The organism is Streptococcus caecimuris (genome assembly GCF_943193075.1).
GTDB classification, from domain to species: domain Bacteria; phylum Bacillota; class Bacilli; order Lactobacillales; family Streptococcaceae; genus Streptococcus; species Streptococcus caecimuris.
In genome coordinates, this window is record NZ_CALPCT010000029.1 from 1 (window position 1) to 18,460 (window position 18,460).

Here is an 18,460-nt window from a genome sequence, read left to right on the forward strand (position 1 = left end):
CCACTCAACCACTGCGTCTTGCTCGACAATCCAAAAATAATTGAGAGGCTAGGACTTTTGTCCCAGCCTCTTTTTTGCAAAGTTTAGGAACTTGCTTAAAACTTCTTTCAAATTAGAAAAATATTTGAGAAACTATTGACAGCCTCATATAACAGTGTTACAATAATGTTACAAAATATTACAAATGTTACAAAAGAGGTTCTGTTATGAAAAACAAAAAAATCATTTCCCTAGCAGCGCTAGCTCTTACAGCTAGTCTTTTCCTAGGAGCTTGTGGCGGTAATAAAGAAGAAAAGACAAGTGAAGCAAGCAGTTCAAAGACCAGTCAAGTCAAACAAACCAGCTCTTCTTCTAAGAAAAAAGTGATCACTAGCAAGGATCCGATTGCATCTTCATCATCTGATAGCAAATCAGAAGAAAGTCACACCGTTGGTAGTAAAAATACCCAAGCTGCAGCTAGTCAAACACCTGCTCCAGCTAAAGCAGCGACTCCAGCAGCGCCAGTAACAAAAGAAACAAAAGAAGTGGCCGCTCCAGCAACACCAGCTAAAGCAAAATTGCCAAGTCTAGAAGAAGGTCATGCTCATGCTAAGAAGCAAGCGTCTGCTACGGAGAATGCCCAATACAAGGGAGTATATTCCGTGGCAGCAGGGGACTTCTCCGCAGCAGCAGGGAATTGGTCTGACAAACGCGACACTGGGGTCACTATTGGCCAAGGTGGTCAAGTGACCATCCAACTTCCTGGGGGTCAACCCGTAGCTTATGGCGTCAGCGGTTATAACTATACCTTGGATGACGGCCATTACCATGCTAATCTCTCAGCAGGCGATGGGTCTGCAGCGACTCTAGATATCGTAGTTGGAAAAGATGGCTCTGTATCCAGTGTGACTGTTCTTAAAGACGGTGTCAGCCACTCCCTCACTCGTGAATAAAAGTCGAAAGATTTGAAAAGAAAATCTTATCTTTTCAGATCTTTTTTTGCTGTTTTGAAGAAAAATATATTTTTTTATAAAAAAGTGTTGACATCCAGAAAATATAGTATATAATAAAAACATAAAGAAAACCTATTTATAAAAAACTATAAAAAGGAGTTGCTATGAATAAAGAAAGAATCGCTGTGGTATTTGGAACCTTTGCTCCTCTTCATCAAGGGCATATTGACCTGATCCAACGGGCCAAGCGTCAGTGTGATCGTGTTCGTGTCATCGTATCTGGTTATGAAGGGGACCGTGGCGAAGAAGTGGGCTTGACCTTACAAAAACGCTTCCGCTATATCCGTGAAGCCTTCTCAAACGATGAATTGACCCAAGTCTATAAGTTAGATGAGACGGAACTTCCTCGTTATCCCTTGGGCTGGGAACCTTGGTTACAAATAGCCCTTGATACCATCCAGTATCAAACAGAGACAGAAGAGTTGATCTTTTATGTGGGGGAGAAAGCCTACAAGGAAGAGTTGGAAGGCAGAGGGTTTGAAGTTCACTTAGAGGAGCGTCGCTTCGGGATCTCTGCTACCATGATCCGGGAAAATCCAAGCAAATACTGGAAATACATCGCCCAGCCCTTCCGTCGCCAGTTTACAAAAAAAGTTTTGATCATGGGGAGCGCCAGTAACGGGAAAACGACCCTTGCAAAGGATTTAGCCCGCTTTTACGATGCACCTGTTAGTCTTGAGTATGCCCGTGAATACCAGATCAAGAACAATGTTCGGGATGATGAACTCACACCGAAAGATTACTATTACCTCCTCTTAGGACAGTATGATCAAACCTCTAAGCTCATCGACAGTAGTGCCAATCGAGGCCTGGTCATCGCAGATACCAATTCTCTGGTGACCAAAGGTTACTACGACTACTACATGGAAGTCGAAGGCCAGGATACCAGCATGACCGATACCTTTGACAACCTCTTTGTTAGTATTTTGTCTAAAGAAAAATGGGATTTGATCCTCTTTGTTCAGCCGATCGGCTCTTATGTCAATGATGGTTTCCGAGACATGACCATGGCTGATGAAGAGATCCGCACCAGCTTTTCAAATTACCTAGACCAATTGCGCCAGCAATACCTTGGAAACATTCCGACCACTTTCCTCGCATCAGACTACCTCGGCAACTACGAAGAAGCCAAGAAGGTGATCGATGCCATCTACCAAGCCGACTAAGGAGCAGCTTATGAATCACCTAATGAACAACCTCACTAAAAAATTCACAACCTTTATCCAAGACTTTACAAATGTCCACCGAGAAGCGAAAAAGCAAGGCTTTGTCAATATTATGAAACTCCTCTGGAAGGACCTTTTTATGGGACGGACAGCTTTTCAATGGATCTATCTCCTTCTTCTTTCTAGCGTTCCTTTTGTATTAGAGTTCATGACTCAAATACAATATTTCATCAAGGTCCTTTTCCATTCTAATGGTTCTTTTTCCATAGATTGGACAAATTTAATAGGACAACATGATTGGCTGGGATTGTTTGCCTCTTGGACAGGAATTGTCTGTGTCATTCTTGTTGCAGAAGGGCGAGCTAGCAACTACCTTTTTGGAGCAGTAAATTCAGCCATCTACCTCGTTTTAGCCCTCAATAAAAACTTCTATGGGGAAGTCCTGACAACTCTTTATTTCTTCATCATGCAACCGATCGGTCTCTATGTCTGGCTCTCCAATCGGATCAACGATCAAGGAAAGGTCGAAGAATCTCATTTTGAAGCCAAGAAATTGACCTTGATCGAGTGGATGCGCTACTTGGCCTTGAGTGCCGTGATCTGGATTGGTATGGGCTTTGCTTATCAGAGCATCCATAGTGCTCGTCCTTTCCGTGATAGTATCACCGATGCGACCAATGGGGTCGGCCAGCTCCTCATGACCCGCCTTTATCGGGAACAATGGATCTTCTGGATTGCGACCAACGTCTTTAGTATCTACCTCTGGTGGGATCAGAGTATTCAAATTCAAGGGATGTACTGGGTCTACACGCTGAATAGTCTAGTGGGCTGGTACCAATGGACCAAAGCCCTCAAGAAGGAGGTGGCCTAAATGACCAATCTCTTGATTCCAGCAGGAATGACGGAGAAAGAGTATTTTGAGACGGTCGCAAGTGAAGCAGACTTTCTCAAGTGGTACAAGGAACAAGACTTACCGACTTATGAAACCCCTAGTGTCACAGCGGACATGGTGGCCTACTGTTTTGTCGAAGGCCAGCTCAAGCTTTTAGCCATTCGCCGCAAGGCCCACCCATATCAACACCGCCTAGCCTTGGTGGGGGGCTTTGTGAACAAGGATGAAGATGCAACCCATGCTTGTATTCGAGAGGTCAAAGAAGAAGTCGGGCTCGATCTTCCAGTTAATAAGGTGGAGCAGCTCATGACGGTTTCCACCCCTGGGCGGGATCCCAGAGGCTGGGTCATTACCATCGCTCATCTGGTCTATCTGCCAGCAGAAGCAGTAAACATGGTCCAAGCAGGAGACGATGCCAAGGAAGTTGTTTTTCTCGATGTCGATTTCAAAAAGTCCCAGTGTTTGCTCGATGGAAAACCCTTAGTTGCTTCTGATTTTGCCTTTGACCACTATCAAATCATCCAAGAGTCGATCAAGCGGATTCAGGGGCGTTTGGACTGGAATCCAACCTTCCTCTATCTGTTAGAGGAGCCTTTCACTGTTTATGAAGCAACCGAATTGGTCAATCTGATCAATCCAGGACGCCCCATCGTTAGCAATAACTTCCTCGTGAAGTTCGGAGAATTCGTGGAAGAAGTGGGTGTCAAGCGGGTTCCTAAGAAAAAACCACGGAAGACCTATCGCCTAAAACAGTAGATCGAGCGAGATGAATTCTATCAGCCCTCAGCTACTTTTTGCAGCCAAGGGCTTTTTCTGATTTTTCCTGCTCCACTTGTGTGCAAAGTGGTATAATAAAAATAATTGAAATCAAAAGGGATACGACTATGGAAGAAAAAATCATCTTACCACAAAATACACGACTGATGGGGGCTCTGCTTGGTTTTATCGGCGGGGGCCTTGATGTTTTTTGCCACATGCACTACCGGAGTTTGGTCGCGACCCAAACTGGGAACCTCCTGCTTCTCATCGCTGATTGGCACGATCCCCGCGTCGAAAATACCATCATGCGTTTTTCATCTATTTTATTCTTTTCCATCGGCTTTGTGGTTGCCCTCCATATCAAAGAATATCGCAAGACAGCCTTTTGGCGAACCAAGATGTTGATTCCTTTGTTTGTGGTAACACTCCTGATTCCTTTGGTGTCTGTCATACCACCTGTAGAAGTTCCCTTTATTGCTTTTGGGACAGGGATGATGATGTTGACCTTTACAGGGAGCCTCATCGAAAATCACCCTTATGTGATCTTTATGACTTCCGGCAATTACCGCAAGATGCTGACGGCCTTGTACCGAATCACTCGAGGAAAGGGTGATTTGGACGAGTATCGGCGTCAGGCTATGAATTACGGAATCGTTGTTGGAAGCTTTGTTGCGGGAGCGATTAGTGTAGCCATCCTCATGCATTTCATTCACCAATGGGCCATCTGGCTGATCACAGCCAACCTCTTTTTGATCATGACCTACTACACCGCCAGAGTCAAACAACTCGGCCTGCAAACAGACAATCTATAAAAAGAGGCTGGGACAAAAGTCCTAGCCTCTCAATTATTTTTGGATTGTCGAGCAAGACGCAGTGGTTGAGTGGGCTCTACTACGCTAATTTCATCAGCTTTTACAGCCCTACTCAACTGTGCGGAGGTGGGACGACGAAATCGAATTCTAACGAATTACCGATTTCTGTCCCACTCTCGCTTTTTGTGTTTCTATGCTTTTAATTGTAAGAGTTCTTCAATCTCTGCTAGGGTGCTAGCTTGCGAGATGGCGCCACGGAGTTTGGCTGCGCCTGAGGTACCACGGAGGTAGTGAGGGGCGAGGCCACGGAATTCACGAACGGCAATGTGCTCACCTTTGAGATCGATCAAGCGTTTCAAGTGTTCGTAAGCGATCTTCATCTTGTCTTCAAAAGTCAAATCAGGCAGGATTTCTCCTGTTTCAAAGTAGTGGTTGATTTGGTTGAAGAGATAAGGATTCCCCATAGCAGCGCGACCAATCATGACCGCATCAGCACCGACTTCTTCGATCCGTTGTTTGGCGTCTTGAACCGTACGGATATCTCCATTTGCGATGAAAGGAATCTTGGTCAGGGCCTGTGCAACCTTGTGAAGGGTCTCAAGGTCCGCATGCCCTGTATACATTTGCTCCCGAGTCCGTCCATGCATGGCAAGGGCAGAGACACCTGCAGCTTCAGCAGCGAGCGCATTTTCAACTGCTAGGGAAGGGTCCGACCAACCCGTCCGCATTTTAACAGTGAGGGGGATATCAAGGACGGATTGAACCTTATTGATGATGGAGTAGATCTTGTCTGGGTCCTTGAGCCACATAGCACCAGCCTCGTTCTTGACGATTTTATTCACCGGGCAACCCATGTTGATATCGACGATATCGGTCTTGGTATTTTCTTGGATAAATTCAGCTGCGCGTGCGAGGCTATCTTCGTCACTTCCAAAGAGTTGGATCGATACAGGATTTTCTCCTTCATCGATATGGAGCATGTGAAGCGTCTTTTCATTGTTGTACTGGATTCCCTTGTCAGAGACCATTTCCATCACAACTAGCCCTGCTCCCAGTTCTTTGGCAATGGTCCGGAAGGCTGAGTTGGTCACTCCAGCCATTGGGGCTAGGACGGTACGGTTAGGGATTTCGACGTCCCCGATCATAAATGGCGTATTAAGATTTGTCACGAATGAGTTCCTCCAAGTCATTTTCGTCAAAGTGGTAGTGTGTTTGGCAGAATTGGCAGGTAATCTCTGCACCGTGATCTTCATCTTTCATCTCTTTTAGATCACTAGCTGGCAGACTTGCTAAAGCGTTCAAGAAACGCTCACGGCTACAGTCGCATTGGAAACGGATCTCTTCTTCAGAGAGACGTTTAAAAGGTTCATCCCCATAGATAGCCTTTAGAAGAGCTTCAATATGGTCTTCAGACTCCAAAAGTGTGGAGATGGCAGGCATTTCTTGGATCCGTTTTTCAAAGCGCGCGATTTCTTCTTCCTTGGCATTTGGCAAGACTTGGAGCAAGAAGCCACCAGCTACCTTAACCTTGTCTTCGTCATCCAACAGAACATTGAGTCCAACTGCAGAAGGTGTTTGTTGGCTTTCCGTCAGATAAAAGGCCAGGTCTTCTCCGATTTCTCCGGTCACAAGAGGGGTCATAGAGTTATATGGATTTCCCGTACCATAATCTGTGATGACCAAGAATTCTCCGTTTCCGACAAATGGTCCCACCAGGACTTCGCCAGTTGCCGTCTTCTTGATATCCACTCCAGGATTTTGCACGTAGCCTTTAACATTTCCCTTGGTGTCTGCTACGGTGATGATGGCACCGAGTGAGCTAGTCCCAAGGACTTTGACCGTAATTTTAGTATCTCCTTTCTCGTTTGCCGCCAAGATTTGACTGGCAATGAGGGTACGGCCAAGTGCGACCGTGGAGCTAGCTTGTGTATGATGTTTTTCTTGGGCTGTTCGTACAGTTTCTGTACTGTCTAGTACATAGGCACGAAAAGCGCCACTTTCTGAGATAGTTTTAATAATTTTGTCCATACCTACTATTTTAGCACAAATCAAGCAAAGTGGGGACAAGGAGAGTTCCGAAAATCAGTTGCTTCAGAAGAAGAGATTGAAGTGAAGAAAATTCCGAACATTATTTCTAGAAAGAAGCAAATTCCAAGTAAAAGACGAGTTTCCTAGAGAAGTTGGGTGAAAAATGAAGAAGAAAAATAAACGATAGCCGAGTGGATCTTGAAAAAACATCAAAAATTGCTTATAATAGAGTGTAAGACAAACTTGCAGGTGAGACTCCTGCCCTTAGTTTGAAGAAAGGCATAGATAGGGAACTATCTATGGTATATGAAAAAGAATTATGACATCAGTTGTTGTAGTAGGAACCCAATGGGGTGATGAAGGAAAAGGGAAGATTACAGACTTCCTATCAGCCAATGCAGAAGTTATTGCTCGCTACCAAGGTGGGGACAATGCCGGTCACACTATCGTGATCGATGGCAAAAAGTTCAAGTTGCACTTGATTCCTTCAGGTATCTTCTTCCCTGAAAAGATCTCTGTCATCGGAAACGGCGTGGTGGTCAACCCTAAATCATTGGTCAAAGAGTTGGCTTATCTCCATGAAGAAGGGGTATCAACGGATAGCCTTCGCATCTCTGACCGTGCCCATGTCATCCTTCCTTACCATATCGAATTAGACCGTCTCCAAGAAGAGTCTAAAGGCGACAACAAGATCGGAACGACAATTAAAGGGATTGGCCCAGCCTATATGGACAAGGCTGCACGTGTGGGAATCCGGATTGCGGATCTATTGGATCGCGACGTCTTTGCAGAACGCCTTCGCATCAACTTGGAAGAAAAGAACCGTCAATTTACCAAACTCTATGATGCAGAGGCTCTTTCATTTGACGATATCTTCGAAGAATACTATGAATATGGTCAACAAATCAAGCAATATGTAACCGATACTTCTGTCATCTTGAACGATGCTTTGGATAACGGCAAGCGCGTGCTCTTTGAAGGAGCCCAAGGGGTTATGTTGGATATCGACCAAGGAACTTATCCATTTGTTACTTCATCAAACCCTGTTGCAGGTGGAGTGACCATCGGATCAGGTGTCGGCCCAAGCAAGATCGATAAGGTTGTCGGTGTATGTAAAGCCTATACTAGCCGTGTCGGAGATGGCCCATTCCCTACGGAGCTCTTTGATGAAGTGGGTGATCGGATTCGTGAAGTCGGTCATGAGTATGGGACAACAACCGGTCGTCCACGTCGTGTCGGTTGGTTTGACTCAGTTGTCATGCGCCATAGCCGTCGCGTGTCAGGAATTACCAACCTTAGCTTGAACTCGATCGACGTTCTGTCCGGCTTGGATACAGTGAAAATCTGTGTAGCCTACGACTTGGATGGGGAACGCATCGACCACTACCCAGCAAGCTTGGAGCAACTCAAACGTTGCAAACCAATCTATGAAGAATTACCAGGCTGGTCAGAAGACATCACAGGTGTCCGCCACTTGGATGAGCTTCCAGAAAATGCCCGCAACTATGTCCGCCGTGTCGGTGAATTAGTTGGTGTGCGCATTTCAACCTTCTCAGTCGGACCAGATCGTGACCAAACCAATATCCTTGAAAGTGTCTGGTCAAGTAAATAATTCAATAAAAGTTGGGAGTCTCTCTCAACTTTTTTGAGTCTTAAGCTTACTTTAAGACCTTTGGGATATACTGAGACCATAAACAAAGACCTCCCAACTTTGTTTAGCACTCTTTAACTTTTTTCATAATATCTCCCTATAAGAAGTCACCCATTGGTGGCTTTTTTTCTAGCTTCATCATATAATAGAACAAGAACATAAAAAGTAAGTGAGTGTACAAGTGAGAGACTATACCCTAGAAGAGAAAGAAGCTTTTATGCGAGAGGCTTTAAAAGAGGCAGAGATCGCCTTGGCCCATGAGGAAATTCCTATTGGCTGTGTCATTGTCAAAGACGGTGAGATCATTGGACGGGGCCACAACGCGCGAGAGGAATTGCAGCGAGCGGTCATGCATGCAGAGGTGATGGCGATTGAAGAAGCTAATCAGCATGAAGAGAGCTGGCGTTTGCTGGATACGACTCTTTTTGTGACCATTGAACCCTGCGTCATGTGTAGCGGTGCCATTGGACTAGCCCGGATTCCCCAGGTGATTTACGGAGCGACCAATCAGAAGTTTGGTGGAGCAGGAAGCCTCTATGATATTTTGACAGACGAGCGCCTCAACCACCGGGTGGAAGTGGAAACAGGTATCTTGGAAGCAGAATGTGCAGCCATCATGCAGACCTTCTTCCGCCAAGGTCGGGAACGAAAAAAACAAGCCAAACTCGCAGCCAAGGCCGAAACACAAGAATAAAAACCGGACCTTTGCAAAATCCACAAATTATGATATAATACCTATCGGAGCAACAGTTCTGCGTGAAGCGGGTCAGGGGAGGAATCCAGCAGCCCTAAGCGAGGTGAACTGTGTGCTCTTTTTCTATAGCTCTTAGTGAGGTAAGCCTGTAAGGCGCAACCGAGCTTAGAGATATTGATCCTGAGGAGCGAAGCGACGTGAGGGCTATAGCGTAAAATGAATCAAGTCCAAGGGACGCAGATGAATCTTAGAGCAATGGATGCAGTTTTTCCCGTTAGGGAAAAAGCTGTAAACCGATAAAAGCTCTTAACGAATCAAGACTGAAAGTCGCAGATGAGTTTAGAGATATTGATCCTGAGGAGCAAAGCGACGTGAGGGCTATAGCGTAAAATGAATCAAGTCCTAAGGGACGAAGATGAACTTGGGTACATTGACGCAGTTCGAGCAAAGCGAGAACTACGTTCCGATAAATGAACGTGGTGAATCGAGCCTGTAAGGCGCAACCGAGCTTAGAGAAATTGACCCTGAGGAGCGAAGCGACGTGAGAGCTATTACTCACCAGAGTCATGTGGAAATTACTTTCATGATCAAATAATAAAAAAGAAAAAATGGAGTTTTGGAAGAAGCTTCTTTTTTTTGATTTTCTAGCCAAAAATAGTGCAAATATGCAAACGATTGCTATTGCGTCGTTGCTTGCTTTATGAAAATAAAAAAATTAGAAAATGAAAACGTTTTACAGGATGGTTTCCCTTGATTAAATCCCGGTAAAGCGATATCATAGAGAAGAACAAAATTTGGAGGAATAACATGTCTCATATTAAATTTGACTACTCAAAAGTTTTGGGTAAATTTGTTGCCCCACATGAAGTGGAATACATGCAACCACAAGTGACTGCAGCTGATGAATTGATCCGTAAAGGAACAGGTGCTGGTAGCGACTTCTTGGGTTGGTTGGACCTTCCTGAAAACTACGACCGCGAAGAATTTGACCGCATCTTGAAAGCTGCTGAACAAATCAAAGCAGACAGCGATGTTTTGGTCGTGATCGGTATCGGTGGATCATACCTTGGTGCGAAAGCAGCTATTGACTTCTTGAACCACCACTTTGCAAACTTGCAAACAAAAGAAGAACGCAAAGCGCCACAAATCCTTTACGCTGGAAACTCAATCTCATCAACTTACCTTGCTGACTTGGTAGAGTATGTTTCAGATAAAGATTTCTCAGTAAACGTGATTTCTAAATCAGGTACAACTACTGAACCAGCCATCGCTTTCCGTGTCTTCAAAGAACTCTTGGTGAAGAAATACGGTCAAGAAGAAGCTAACAAACGAATCTACGCAACAACTGACCGTGCTAAAGGTGCTGTAAAAGTGGAAGCAGATGCCAATGGTTGGGAAACATTTGTAGTTCCAGATGATATCGGTGGACGCTTCTCAGTCTTGACACCAGTTGGATTGCTTCCAATTGCTGCATCAGGTGCTGATATCAAAGCCCTTATGGAAGGTGCGAATGCAGCCCGTAAAGAATACACTTCAGACAAACTTTCTGAAAACGAAGCTTACCAATACGCAGCAGTTCGTAACATCCTTTACCGTAAAGGTTATGCTACTGAAATCTTGGTAAACTACGAGCCATCTCTTCAATACTTCTCAGAATGGTGGAAACAATTGGCTGGTGAGTCAGAAGGAAAAGACCAAAAAGGTATTTACCCAACTTCAGCTAACTTCTCAACAGACTTGCACTCATTGGGTCAATTTATCCAAGAAGGAACTCGTATCATGTTTGAAACAGTTGTCCGTGTGGACAAACCACGTAAGAACGTGATCATCCCTACTTTGGAAGAAGACCTTGACGGACTTGGTTACCTCCAAGGAAAAGACGTTGACTTCGTTAACAAAAAAGCAACTGACGGTGTTCTTCTTGCCCACACAGACGGTGACGTACCAAACATGTACGTAACTCTTCCTGAGCAAGATGCCTTCACTCTTGGTTATGCCATCTACTTCTTCGAGTTGGCCATCGCCCTTTCAGGTTACTTGAACGCGATTAACCCATTTGACCAACCAGGTGTTGAAGCTTACAAGAAAAACATGTTTGCCCTTCTTGGTAAACCAGGATTTGAAGAACTTGGAGCAGAACTCAACGCTCGTCTTTAATTGATGGATAAAACGATCTCGCAAGAGGTCGTTTTTTTTACTTGCTAAACAAACTCATATTTTTGTCCCCTGGAATCAATTATAAAAACACGATCTAGTTATGTTTCTCAATCATATGGTTAACTGATTGCTATTGTCCCCCTTCGCAAGAAATTTTAATAGAAATTTCTAAAAGGTCCGATCTATCTCCGATCTTTTTCAGTCTTAACAGACAGGAGTTGGTCCTTGCTTGGTTTTATGTTATAGTAGAAGAGAAGAATAAAAAGGAGAATTCGAAATGTCCGAGAAAGATCAAGAACAATTTATGAAACAGACGCCCTTAGAGGGTGCGCCTCAATTTGATGTGGCTGCGCCAGCCTTTGTCCCAAAAGAAGAAGCCGAAGACTTGGTCGTTCCAGAAGTTAGTGGCCTTTCAGTGACGGAGACGGAAGCAATGAAAGAAGAAGCAGACGAGCCAGCTGTTTCAGGAACAGTGGAGCCTCCAAAGGTGGATGAAGCAACTGTTGGAGAACATCCGGATGTAGTTGCTGCTCCCCAACCGACTCCTCCATTCCAACCTGCGCCTCAAGCTCCTCAAAACATGGCAGCTGAGCCAGTTGGTCCGCAAACAGTGCCTGTTCCTGAGACTCCTATTCCACAAGCTCCTCTTTCTCCTGTTGGAAGACCGATGGATACTGCAGACAAGAAGGCGATTCGTTTTGCCCTTGGGATTTTAGTTGGGCTTCTTATCGGTGGAGTCAGTGGCTATTTGATTGGTCATGCTAGCCCTAGCACGTCATCATCTAGAAAGCAGACTTCTTGGTCAGGTAACCAGTCTGGTTCGTCTTCCAATATCGATTTGGATCAATTGACCGCAGAAGACGCGGAAGTTGATTTTAGCTGGAAACAGTCTGATATCGAGCAACTTCAGTTTTTAACAGGAAGTGATGCTGGGGAGACTCCTGAGGAAATGATTGAAGCTTATGGGAAAGCTAGCTCCGTTCAATTTGAAAGTGGAGAATTGAAATTATTTTGGGATGATAACTCTTATAATAAAGAGGTCAAAGCGACTTACTCTAAGAAAGGGAAAGAATTCCAGCTTGTCAAATTTGAATTTAATCAATTTGGGAAAAATCTTACGGTTGAGGATAACTTTGCAGATGGGTTCAAGGTTGGAGATAGTGAAACCGGTGCTGGAGGGACCTCTTACAAAGAGCTTTTAGAAAAATACGGTGATGCAGTCAATCTGACGGTGAGTTCATCTGATGATTCAGACGAGATAGAATTGGTCATGGACTTCCAAAAGAAAAACGGGGACTATGTAGATTTGACCTTTATTCGCCAAGAGAATGGAGATTTCCTCTTGAGTAGTAAAGACAGCTATTAAATCACTGAATAAAAGAAAGAGGCAAGTGCCTCTTTTTTGGGATAAGACGAGACAAATACGCTAATTTTCTATACAATAGAAAGAGTTTGAATAGAAAGAGCATGAAGGATGGAAGAAATGAAACAGTGGATAGAACATCATAAGCGGATCCTCCAAAAAGCTGCAAGTGCTTTGCTGGCTTTTATGGTTGGTGCTTGCTTGGTGTTTATGATTCATCCAGTGAAAACCTTGCCCAAAGATCGCTTGTTGAGTTTGTCTCGCATGCAAGAAGATAGCCAGCAATTTGTTGCGTCTTCTTCCAAAGAGCCGGCTTTAGAAGACTTGTTGTCATTGGACCTTGTAAGAGGAGAAGGCAAGACACAAAAAAATTGGGTGACTTTGTCTGCATTCGTCAAAAAATTTGGAAAAGCAGCGAGTTTTACACAAGAAGATACGACTTTTGGAGCGCAAGTCCAGCTAGGCTATGGGACTCCTGTGCAGGGGATTCATCCTTATACCATAGAATTTCAAAAGCAGGATGATACCTTTTATTTGAGCTCGATTCAAGGATTTGCGCCCAAGTCGGCTCACTATCAGAGCAAAAAGAACTTAAAACTGGCAGATTTTACAGGCTATCAGACGCTAGATGGAAAAAAGGAAAAAGGAACGTCAGTAGAAGATGTTTTGAAAAAATCAGGTCTTCCCAATTCTCTTAGTTTGACTTCTGCAAAGGACAAGCAAGTCTTAGCCCTGTCTTATCAGGTGACAGATGGACTGGTCTCTTTGTCCTTTGAACGCGACCAGAGTGGTCAGTATCGTTTGACGAAAAAGGGGTGAAGCAGATGATCGAGTGGATGAAAAAGAATCGAAAAGAACTCTTGCTGCCGTTTTTGTGTTTTGTTTTAGGATTGTTACTTGCGATTGCAAGCATCCAGGTGCAGGAGCAGGGAACCGATACCAAGGAGGACCAAACACTGACTCATTTCCAGCCAAAGGATTACAAGAATTTGGTCAGCAAGGAACAAGAAATCAAACAGTTTAAATGGACCATCGAAGCTGTGGCGAATTTAAAAGTTCGTCTCAAGCAGAGTCAGCAACCAGGAACTCGCTTGGAAACAGTTGTGACGGAATGGGGAAAAGCCCAAAAAGTTCGCTACACAAAGACAGCTCAAGGAGATAAAATGGTTCTCGTCTTGACTTATGCAGCTAAGCAAACCGATCAGGGTAAGAAAAGTGTGACCTTGTGGTTTGAACAGGAAAAAGACCAGGGGTATCGCTTGACGACGGTGGATGCGACAAATTTGTTGGACGTAAAAGAGAAGACAAGCAGTGAGAAAGAAATCACTACTGAAAAAGAGAAAAAAGGTACAGAATTCGCCCAGCTCATTAAGCAACTTGGAAATCCTCAACGCTTGGTCTGGGGGGAAATGCCAGATGGCGGAATGGGCTATCGCGCGACTTACCAGGTGCCAGGGCAGCCAGAAGTGGTGATGGAATTCAAGAAAAAAGCCAAGAAATTGGTGTTGGTATAAGAAAGGAGACATCATTGGACGATCAACGGACAGACATCAAGGCAGCTTCCTCTCACCAGGGTGGGAGCCGCTTGATTTCAGAAGCCGATCTGGCTTCAATAGGGGGAGGCAGGCATTCAGAACCAAGACAACCTGTACTAGACTCCCAATCGGATAGGGCGAAAACCTACTCTCCTTCCTCTAATAGTGGAGGGTCTTCGCTGGCAGCCTTTTTTGGATTATTGGCCATGCTGGGATTATTTGTCTATCTGGCTTCAGGAGGTATCCATAGTGAGGAACATCCTTCATCTACTACTAGTGAATACGGAAGTCCTGGCCGGTCTTATGGAACCAGAAAGGAAACCTTGAAGAGTGGTACGAGTACCTTGATTGCACCGGAAGGTGAATTTCAGTTTCAAGTGACCTATGAGAAGGCGATTTCCTTGATTCCTGGTTTAAGTGAGGGGGATCAAGGCCGTACCTCTTCAACTTATCTGTCTCCGCAGGATGTGGTAGCTGTACTGGGGAAGGCTAGTGGTGGGGAAGAAACCTACCAAGAGGGTAGTGTCGGTCCTTTCATGACAAGCTTGGATTATGAGGTTGAAGGATCCCCTTCTTCTGTATCTGTTTTGCTTTCAAATATGATTAGTAGCCGTCTATCTTCTCTTAATTTTGAGAACCTAAACAGTGAGCGATTAGCCAATAAAAATGGCAGTTTGAACAGAGAGGATTTTGCCAATATTAAAATAGGAACCAGCTATGCAGATCTTGTGAATACAGTCGGAATTCCTAGCCGTGTTTCTTGGTCGAGTATGATGAGTTCAGAGTCCTTCTTAATCTTTTACTATAAACTTTCTGATTCGCACTCAGTCATTATTCACTTTGGAAGCAATCACACCATCAGTGAAATGACAGGCATGGAGGATTCGGCTACAACCACGTCGCCTTAGGTGTTCATCTCTTTGGGTTTGTGGTATAATATGGATACCTTTAATTGAAATGAATGGAGAATCTCATGACTGCACAAAAAATGTCTGCTCAAGAAATTATCGCTTTTATTGGAAATGCAGAAAAGAAAACAAATGTGAAAGTAACCTTTGAAGGGGAATTGGCAACGGCTGTTCCTGCTTCTGTCACCAAGCTTGGCAATGTTTTGTTCGGTGACTGGAAAGATATCGAGCCCCTTCTTGCCAACTTGACAGAGAACAAGGATTATGTGGTGGAACAAGATGGTCGTAATTCAGCTGTTCCCTTGCTGGATAAGCGCTATCTAAATGCACGTATTGAACCAGGTGCTATTATCCGTGACCAAGTGATCATCGAAGACAATGCTGTCGTGATGATGGGGGCTGTCATCAATATTGGTGCTGAAATCGGTGCAGGAACTATGATTGATATGGGGGCTATCCTTGGTGGCCGTGCAACAGTTGGTAAAAACAGCCACATCGGTGCAGGTGCCGTTCTTGCGGGTGTCATTGAGCCAGCTTCTGCTGAGCCTGTTCGGATCGGTGACAATGTCTTGGTCGGTGCTAACGCAGTTGTGATTGAAGGGGTTCAAGTAGGGAACGGTTCAGTCGTTGCCGCTGGAGCTATCGTTACTCAAGATGTCCCTGAAAATGTGGTCGTAGCCGGTGTCCCAGCTCGCATCATCAAGGAAATCGATGAAAAAACACAACAAAAAACAGCACTCGAAGACGCTTTGCGTAATTTATAAGATATGAATGGTAGAGGCTGGGCAAAAATTGTCCAGCCTTTGATGTTTGAAGGGAATAATTGTATGACGCAGTGGTTGATTGGCATCTTTGTTCGCTTGATTAAGCTCCAAAGATGACCTAATCAACTGTGCGGGGGTGGGAAGACGAACTCCTTTTAAATAATAGGAGTTCTTTCCCACTCCCTATTCTAATAGAAAGAAGACGACGATGACATTGGATTTGATCAAAATCAGACGGGATTTGCACCAAATCCCTGAAATTGGCTTGGAAGAATTTGAAACCCAAGCCTACCTCTTAGAGCGAATCGCAGAGATCACAGCGGGCAAGGACTTTGTAGAGCAACGGACTTGGCGGACCGGGATCCTGGTTTATCTCCATGGGTCTGCTCCGGAAAAAACTATTGGTTGGCGGACGGATATCGATGGCTTACCGATTGTGGAACAAACGGGCCTTGATTTTGCCTCCAAGCACGAAGGACGGATGCATGCTTGTGGTCATGATATGCACATGACGACAGCCCTTGGACTGTTGGATCAACTGGTTCAAGTGCAACCAAAAAATAACCTGCTCTTTCTCTTCCAACCAGCTGAAGAAAATGAAGCTGGTGGGATGCTCATGTATAAGGACAATGCTTTTGGCGACTGGCTCCCTGATGAATTTTATGGTCTGCATGTGCGCCCTGATTTGAAGGTGGGGGACATTGCGACCAATACGGGTACCCTTTTTGCGGGGACCTGTGAAGTCAAGATCACCTTTACAGGAAAGGGAGGGCATGCCGCCTTTCCACATGAGGCCAATGACGCTCTTGTAGCAGCCTCTTACTTCATTACCCAAGTCCAATCGGTCGTGAGTCGAAATGTCGATCCGATTGAAGGGGCTGTGGTGACTTTTGGTTCCATGCATGCAGGAACAACCAATAATGTGATTGCTGAGACAGCCTTCCTTCATGGGACCATTCGGACCTTGACCATGGAGATGAACCTTTTGACTCAAAAACGGGTCAAAGACATTGCAGAAGGAGTTGCAGCAGCCTTTGATGTGAAATTGGACCTGGAACTCAAGCAAGGAGGCTACCTACCTGTGGAAAACCAACCAGAATTGGCCAAAGAACTCATGGACTTTTTCACAGCTGAGGAAGACGTGAACCTGATTGATATTCTGCCTGCGATGACAGGAGAAGACTTCGGCTTTCTCTTGAGCAAAGTCCCTGGTGTCATGTTCTGGTTGGGGATTGATACCCCTTATGCCTTACACCATCCGAAGATGAGCCCAAATGAAGCAGCCCTTCCCTTTGCTGTGGAAAACATTGGTAAATTTTTGAAAATGAAGGCCAACCAATAAAGGAATGATTCAACTCCGTCTGGAGTTGGATTTTTTCTTTGTTGTATAAAAACTGTTCGGATCTTTCCTAAAAAATGATACAATTAAAGCTAGACAAAAGGAGTAGGGAATGAAGAAAACACTACGAAAAGAAACCATTGCAGCCATGAAACAGTTGCCAGAATCCGTAAAAACTCAAGCAGATGAAGAACTGACTCAGCGCCTCTTGGAGTTACCAGCTTTTCAGGAGGCAAAGACCCTTGCGACCTATCTGTCTTTTGACCATGAAGTTTCCACAGCTGGCTTGATCCAAGCAGCTCTTCAACTTGGAAAACGCGTCTGTGTTCCCCGTACCTATCCACAAGGGCGAATGGAATTTGTGGAATACGATCCTAATATTTTGGAAAAGACACGCTTTGGTTTGTTGGAGCCCAATGAAAAAGGAAGGGTTGTGGATCAGTCAGAGATTGATCTGATCCATGTACCAGGCGTGGTCTTCCAGTCAAAAGGCTACCGAATTGGCTATGGTGGTGGCTATTATGATCGTTATTTGGAAGATTTTACTGGAAAAACGGTTAGTACGATTTATTCCATTCAGCAGAAGGATTTCCAGCCAGATACGTTTGATCAGGCAGTTCAGGAGGTGCTAGTCTATGAAGTTACTCTTTGATCGTCGTTATCCTGTGACCAGCCTCTTATTGCTCGTGACAACGGCAGTCTTTCTTTCCATGTTTATCCGATTTGGAGGCGACTACCAAACAGGTGCTGCTGTTTACTATAGCGGTGGTATTATTGGAGAGGTTGTGAAAGTCGATCCTAGCCAGTTATGGCGAATCGTAACAGCTACATTTGTTCATATCGGCCTAGAACATTTTGTGCTCAATATGATCACCCTCTATTACTTAGGACGTTTGGCAGAAGACCTCTTTGGATCGAAGGCTTTCTTAGCTCTTTATCTCTTATCAGGCATGATGGGCAATGTCTTTGTTGCTATTTTTACGCCAGATGTGATTGCAGCAGGAGCTTCTACAGCCCTCTTTGGACTGTTTGGGACCATTGGTGCTTTGCGCTTTATTGTCCAAAGTCCCTATATTCGCCACTTGAGTCAGTCCTATACCAGCTTGATTGTGGTCAATTTGATCTTTAGCTTCATGCCAGGGATCAGTATGGCGGGGCACATCGGTGGCTTAGTAGCTGGGGTCATGTTGGCTTATGTCTTTCCAGTAAGAGGGGAAGCTCGCTTTATGAACCGAACCTATCAGATGAGTGCAGCTCTATCTTATCTCTTACTTTTGCTTTATTTCTTAGGTAAAATCTTAACTCTATTTTAAGAAGAGGCTAGGACAAAAGTCCTAGCCTCTTAATTATTTTTGGATTGTCGAGCAAGACGCAGTGGTTGAGTGGGCTCTACTACGCTG

The 18,460-nt window shown here is 44.7% G+C and carries 18 protein-coding genes and 1 other RNA gene; 17 read left to right on the forward strand and 2 right to left on the reverse strand.

Annotated elements, in window-relative coordinates:
- Nucleotides 1-206 precede the first annotated feature (206 nt).
- The 5 genes from NFR56_RS09245 to NFR56_RS09265 all read left to right on the forward strand — a co-directional run bounded on the left by NFR56_RS09245 (nucleotide 207) and on the right by NFR56_RS09265 (nucleotide 4,621).
- Nucleotides 207-932: a hypothetical protein gene (locus NFR56_RS09245; RefSeq protein WP_251458714.1), complete on the forward strand. Its 726-nt coding sequence runs from the start codon at nucleotides 207-209 to the stop codon at nucleotides 930-932.
- Nucleotides 933-1,096: 164 nt separating this feature from the next.
- A complete protein-coding gene (locus NFR56_RS09250) occupies nucleotides 1,097-2,158 on the forward strand; it encodes an AAA family ATPase (RefSeq protein ID WP_134974777.1) in 1,062 nt (353 codons plus the stop codon).
- 22 nt (nucleotides 2,159-2,180) lie between these two features.
- Nucleotides 2,181-3,029 (forward strand): nicotinamide riboside transporter PnuC, encoded by an 849-nt coding sequence (gene pnuC, locus NFR56_RS09255; protein ID WP_134974792.1) that lies wholly within the window; start codon nucleotides 2,181-2,183, stop codon nucleotides 3,027-3,029.
- Complete coding sequence (locus tag NFR56_RS09260) at nucleotides 3,030-3,806, forward strand: NUDIX domain-containing protein (protein WP_134974778.1); 777 nt, start codon at nucleotides 3,030-3,032, stop codon at nucleotides 3,804-3,806.
- A 128-nt stretch (nucleotides 3,807-3,934) separates the two neighbouring features.
- Complete coding sequence (locus NFR56_RS09265; RefSeq protein WP_045759985.1) at nucleotides 3,935-4,621, forward strand: YoaK family protein; 687 nt, start codon at nucleotides 3,935-3,937, stop codon at nucleotides 4,619-4,621.
- A 191-nt stretch (nucleotides 4,622-4,812) separates the two neighbouring features.
- Here the strand turns inward: NFR56_RS09265 and dusB are convergent, their stop codons facing one another.
- Together dusB and hslO are read right to left on the reverse strand one after the other, a co-directional pair.
- Nucleotides 4,813-5,790, reverse strand: a complete 978-nt coding sequence (gene dusB, locus NFR56_RS09270; RefSeq protein ID WP_003012894.1) for a tRNA dihydrouridine synthase DusB — start codon at nucleotides 5,788-5,790, stop codon at nucleotides 4,813-4,815.
- Nucleotides 5,777-6,649: an Hsp33 family molecular chaperone HslO gene (hslO, locus tag NFR56_RS09275; protein WP_134974779.1), complete on the reverse strand. Its 873-nt coding sequence runs from the start codon at nucleotides 6,647-6,649 to the stop codon at nucleotides 5,777-5,779. The genes dusB and hslO overlap by 14 nt, the downstream gene beginning before the upstream one ends.
- A 319-nt stretch (nucleotides 6,650-6,968) precedes the next feature.
- Here hslO and NFR56_RS09280 point away from each other — a divergent pair, with 319 nt between their 5' ends.
- From NFR56_RS09280 to NFR56_RS09335, 12 genes are all read left to right on the forward strand, one after another.
- Nucleotides 6,969-8,261 carry an adenylosuccinate synthase gene (locus NFR56_RS09280; RefSeq protein WP_134974780.1) on the forward strand — a complete coding sequence of 431 codons (1,293 nt, stop codon included), beginning with the start codon at nucleotides 6,969-6,971 and terminating at the stop codon, nucleotides 8,259-8,261.
- A 220-nt stretch (nucleotides 8,262-8,481) separates the two neighbouring features.
- On the forward strand, nucleotides 8,482-8,994 hold the full coding sequence (gene tadA, locus NFR56_RS09285) for a tRNA adenosine(34) deaminase TadA (RefSeq protein WP_134974781.1): 513 nt from the start codon (nucleotides 8,482-8,484) through the stop codon (nucleotides 8,992-8,994).
- A 39-nt stretch (nucleotides 8,995-9,033) separates the two neighbouring features.
- Nucleotides 9,034-9,128, forward strand: an RNA gene (ffs, locus tag NFR56_RS09290) — signal recognition particle sRNA small type.
- A 673-nt stretch (nucleotides 9,129-9,801) separates the two neighbouring features.
- On the forward strand, nucleotides 9,802-11,151 hold the full coding sequence (locus NFR56_RS09295; protein WP_003002120.1) for a glucose-6-phosphate isomerase: 1,350 nt from the start codon (nucleotides 9,802-9,804) through the stop codon (nucleotides 11,149-11,151).
- Between the two features lie 277 nt (nucleotides 11,152-11,428).
- Nucleotides 11,429-12,517: a hypothetical protein gene (locus NFR56_RS09300; protein WP_251458717.1), complete on the forward strand. Its 1,089-nt coding sequence runs from the start codon at nucleotides 11,429-11,431 to the stop codon at nucleotides 12,515-12,517.
- A 108-nt stretch (nucleotides 12,518-12,625) separates the two neighbouring features.
- Nucleotides 12,626-13,333: a hypothetical protein gene (locus tag NFR56_RS09305; RefSeq protein WP_338146956.1), complete on the forward strand. Its 708-nt coding sequence runs from the start codon at nucleotides 12,626-12,628 to the stop codon at nucleotides 13,331-13,333.
- A 5-nt stretch (nucleotides 13,334-13,338) separates the two neighbouring features.
- Entirely contained in the window at nucleotides 13,339-14,028 is a 690-nt protein-coding gene (locus NFR56_RS09310) for a hypothetical protein (RefSeq protein WP_251458723.1), read from the forward strand.
- 14 nt (nucleotides 14,029-14,042) lie between these two features.
- Nucleotides 14,043-14,957: a hypothetical protein gene (locus tag NFR56_RS09315; RefSeq protein WP_251458726.1), complete on the forward strand. Its 915-nt coding sequence runs from the start codon at nucleotides 14,043-14,045 to the stop codon at nucleotides 14,955-14,957.
- Nucleotides 14,958-15,022: 65 nt separating this feature from the next.
- The gene (gene dapD / locus NFR56_RS09320; protein ID WP_251458729.1) at nucleotides 15,023-15,721 is read left to right on the forward strand and encodes a 2,3,4,5-tetrahydropyridine-2,6-dicarboxylate N-acetyltransferase; all 699 of its coding nucleotides are present in this window, start codon (nucleotides 15,023-15,025) and stop codon (nucleotides 15,719-15,721) included.
- 208 nt (nucleotides 15,722-15,929) lie between these two features.
- Nucleotides 15,930-17,063 carry an N-acetyldiaminopimelate deacetylase gene (locus NFR56_RS09325; protein ID WP_251458732.1) on the forward strand — a complete coding sequence of 378 codons (1,134 nt, stop codon included), beginning with the start codon at nucleotides 15,930-15,932 and terminating at the stop codon, nucleotides 17,061-17,063.
- Nucleotides 17,064-17,172: 109 nt separating this feature from the next.
- A complete protein-coding gene (locus NFR56_RS09330; RefSeq protein ID WP_049491407.1) occupies nucleotides 17,173-17,712 on the forward strand; it encodes a 5-formyltetrahydrofolate cyclo-ligase in 540 nt (179 codons plus the stop codon).
- Entirely contained in the window at nucleotides 17,696-18,373 is a 678-nt protein-coding gene (locus NFR56_RS09335; protein WP_045759973.1) for a rhomboid family intramembrane serine protease, read from the forward strand. The genes NFR56_RS09330 and NFR56_RS09335 overlap by 17 nt, the downstream gene beginning before the upstream one ends.
- The last annotated feature ends 87 nt before the right edge of the window (nucleotides 18,374-18,460 follow it).

Excerpts from the sequence above, each read along its gene's own strand:
- NFR56_RS09245 (WP_251458714.1), top strand. The coding sequence starts at position 207 with ATGAAAAACAAAAAAATCATTTCCCTAGCAGCGCTAGCTCTTACAGCT.
- NFR56_RS09250 (WP_134974777.1), top strand. The coding sequence starts at position 1,097 with ATGAATAAAGAAAGAATCGCTGTGGTATTTGGAACCTTTGCTCCTCTT.
- pnuC (WP_134974792.1), top strand. The coding sequence starts at position 2,181 with ATGAACAACCTCACTAAAAAATTCACAACCTTTATCCAAGACTTTACA.
- NFR56_RS09260 (WP_134974778.1), top strand. The coding sequence starts at position 3,030 with ATGACCAATCTCTTGATTCCAGCAGGAATGACGGAGAAAGAGTATTTT.
- NFR56_RS09265 (WP_045759985.1), top strand. The coding sequence starts at position 3,935 with ATGGAAGAAAAAATCATCTTACCACAAAATACACGACTGATGGGGGCT.
- hslO (WP_134974779.1), bottom strand. The coding sequence starts at position 6,649 with ATGGACAAAATTATTAAAACTATCTCAGAAAGTGGCGCTTTTCGTGCC.
- NFR56_RS09280 (WP_134974780.1), top strand. The coding sequence starts at position 6,969 with ATGACATCAGTTGTTGTAGTAGGAACCCAATGGGGTGATGAAGGAAAA.
- NFR56_RS09295 (WP_003002120.1), top strand. The coding sequence starts at position 9,802 with ATGTCTCATATTAAATTTGACTACTCAAAAGTTTTGGGTAAATTTGTT.
- NFR56_RS09300 (WP_251458717.1), top strand. The coding sequence starts at position 11,429 with ATGTCCGAGAAAGATCAAGAACAATTTATGAAACAGACGCCCTTAGAG.
- NFR56_RS09305 (WP_338146956.1), top strand. The coding sequence starts at position 12,626 with ATGGAAGAAATGAAACAGTGGATAGAACATCATAAGCGGATCCTCCAA.
- NFR56_RS09310 (WP_251458723.1), top strand. The coding sequence starts at position 13,339 with ATGATCGAGTGGATGAAAAAGAATCGAAAAGAACTCTTGCTGCCGTTT.
- dapD (WP_251458729.1), top strand. The coding sequence starts at position 15,023 with ATGACTGCACAAAAAATGTCTGCTCAAGAAATTATCGCTTTTATTGGA.
- NFR56_RS09325 (WP_251458732.1), top strand. The coding sequence starts at position 15,930 with ATGACATTGGATTTGATCAAAATCAGACGGGATTTGCACCAAATCCCT.
- NFR56_RS09330 (WP_049491407.1), top strand. The coding sequence starts at position 17,173 with ATGAAGAAAACACTACGAAAAGAAACCATTGCAGCCATGAAACAGTTG.
- NFR56_RS09335 (WP_045759973.1), top strand. The coding sequence starts at position 17,696 with ATGAAGTTACTCTTTGATCGTCGTTATCCTGTGACCAGCCTCTTATTG.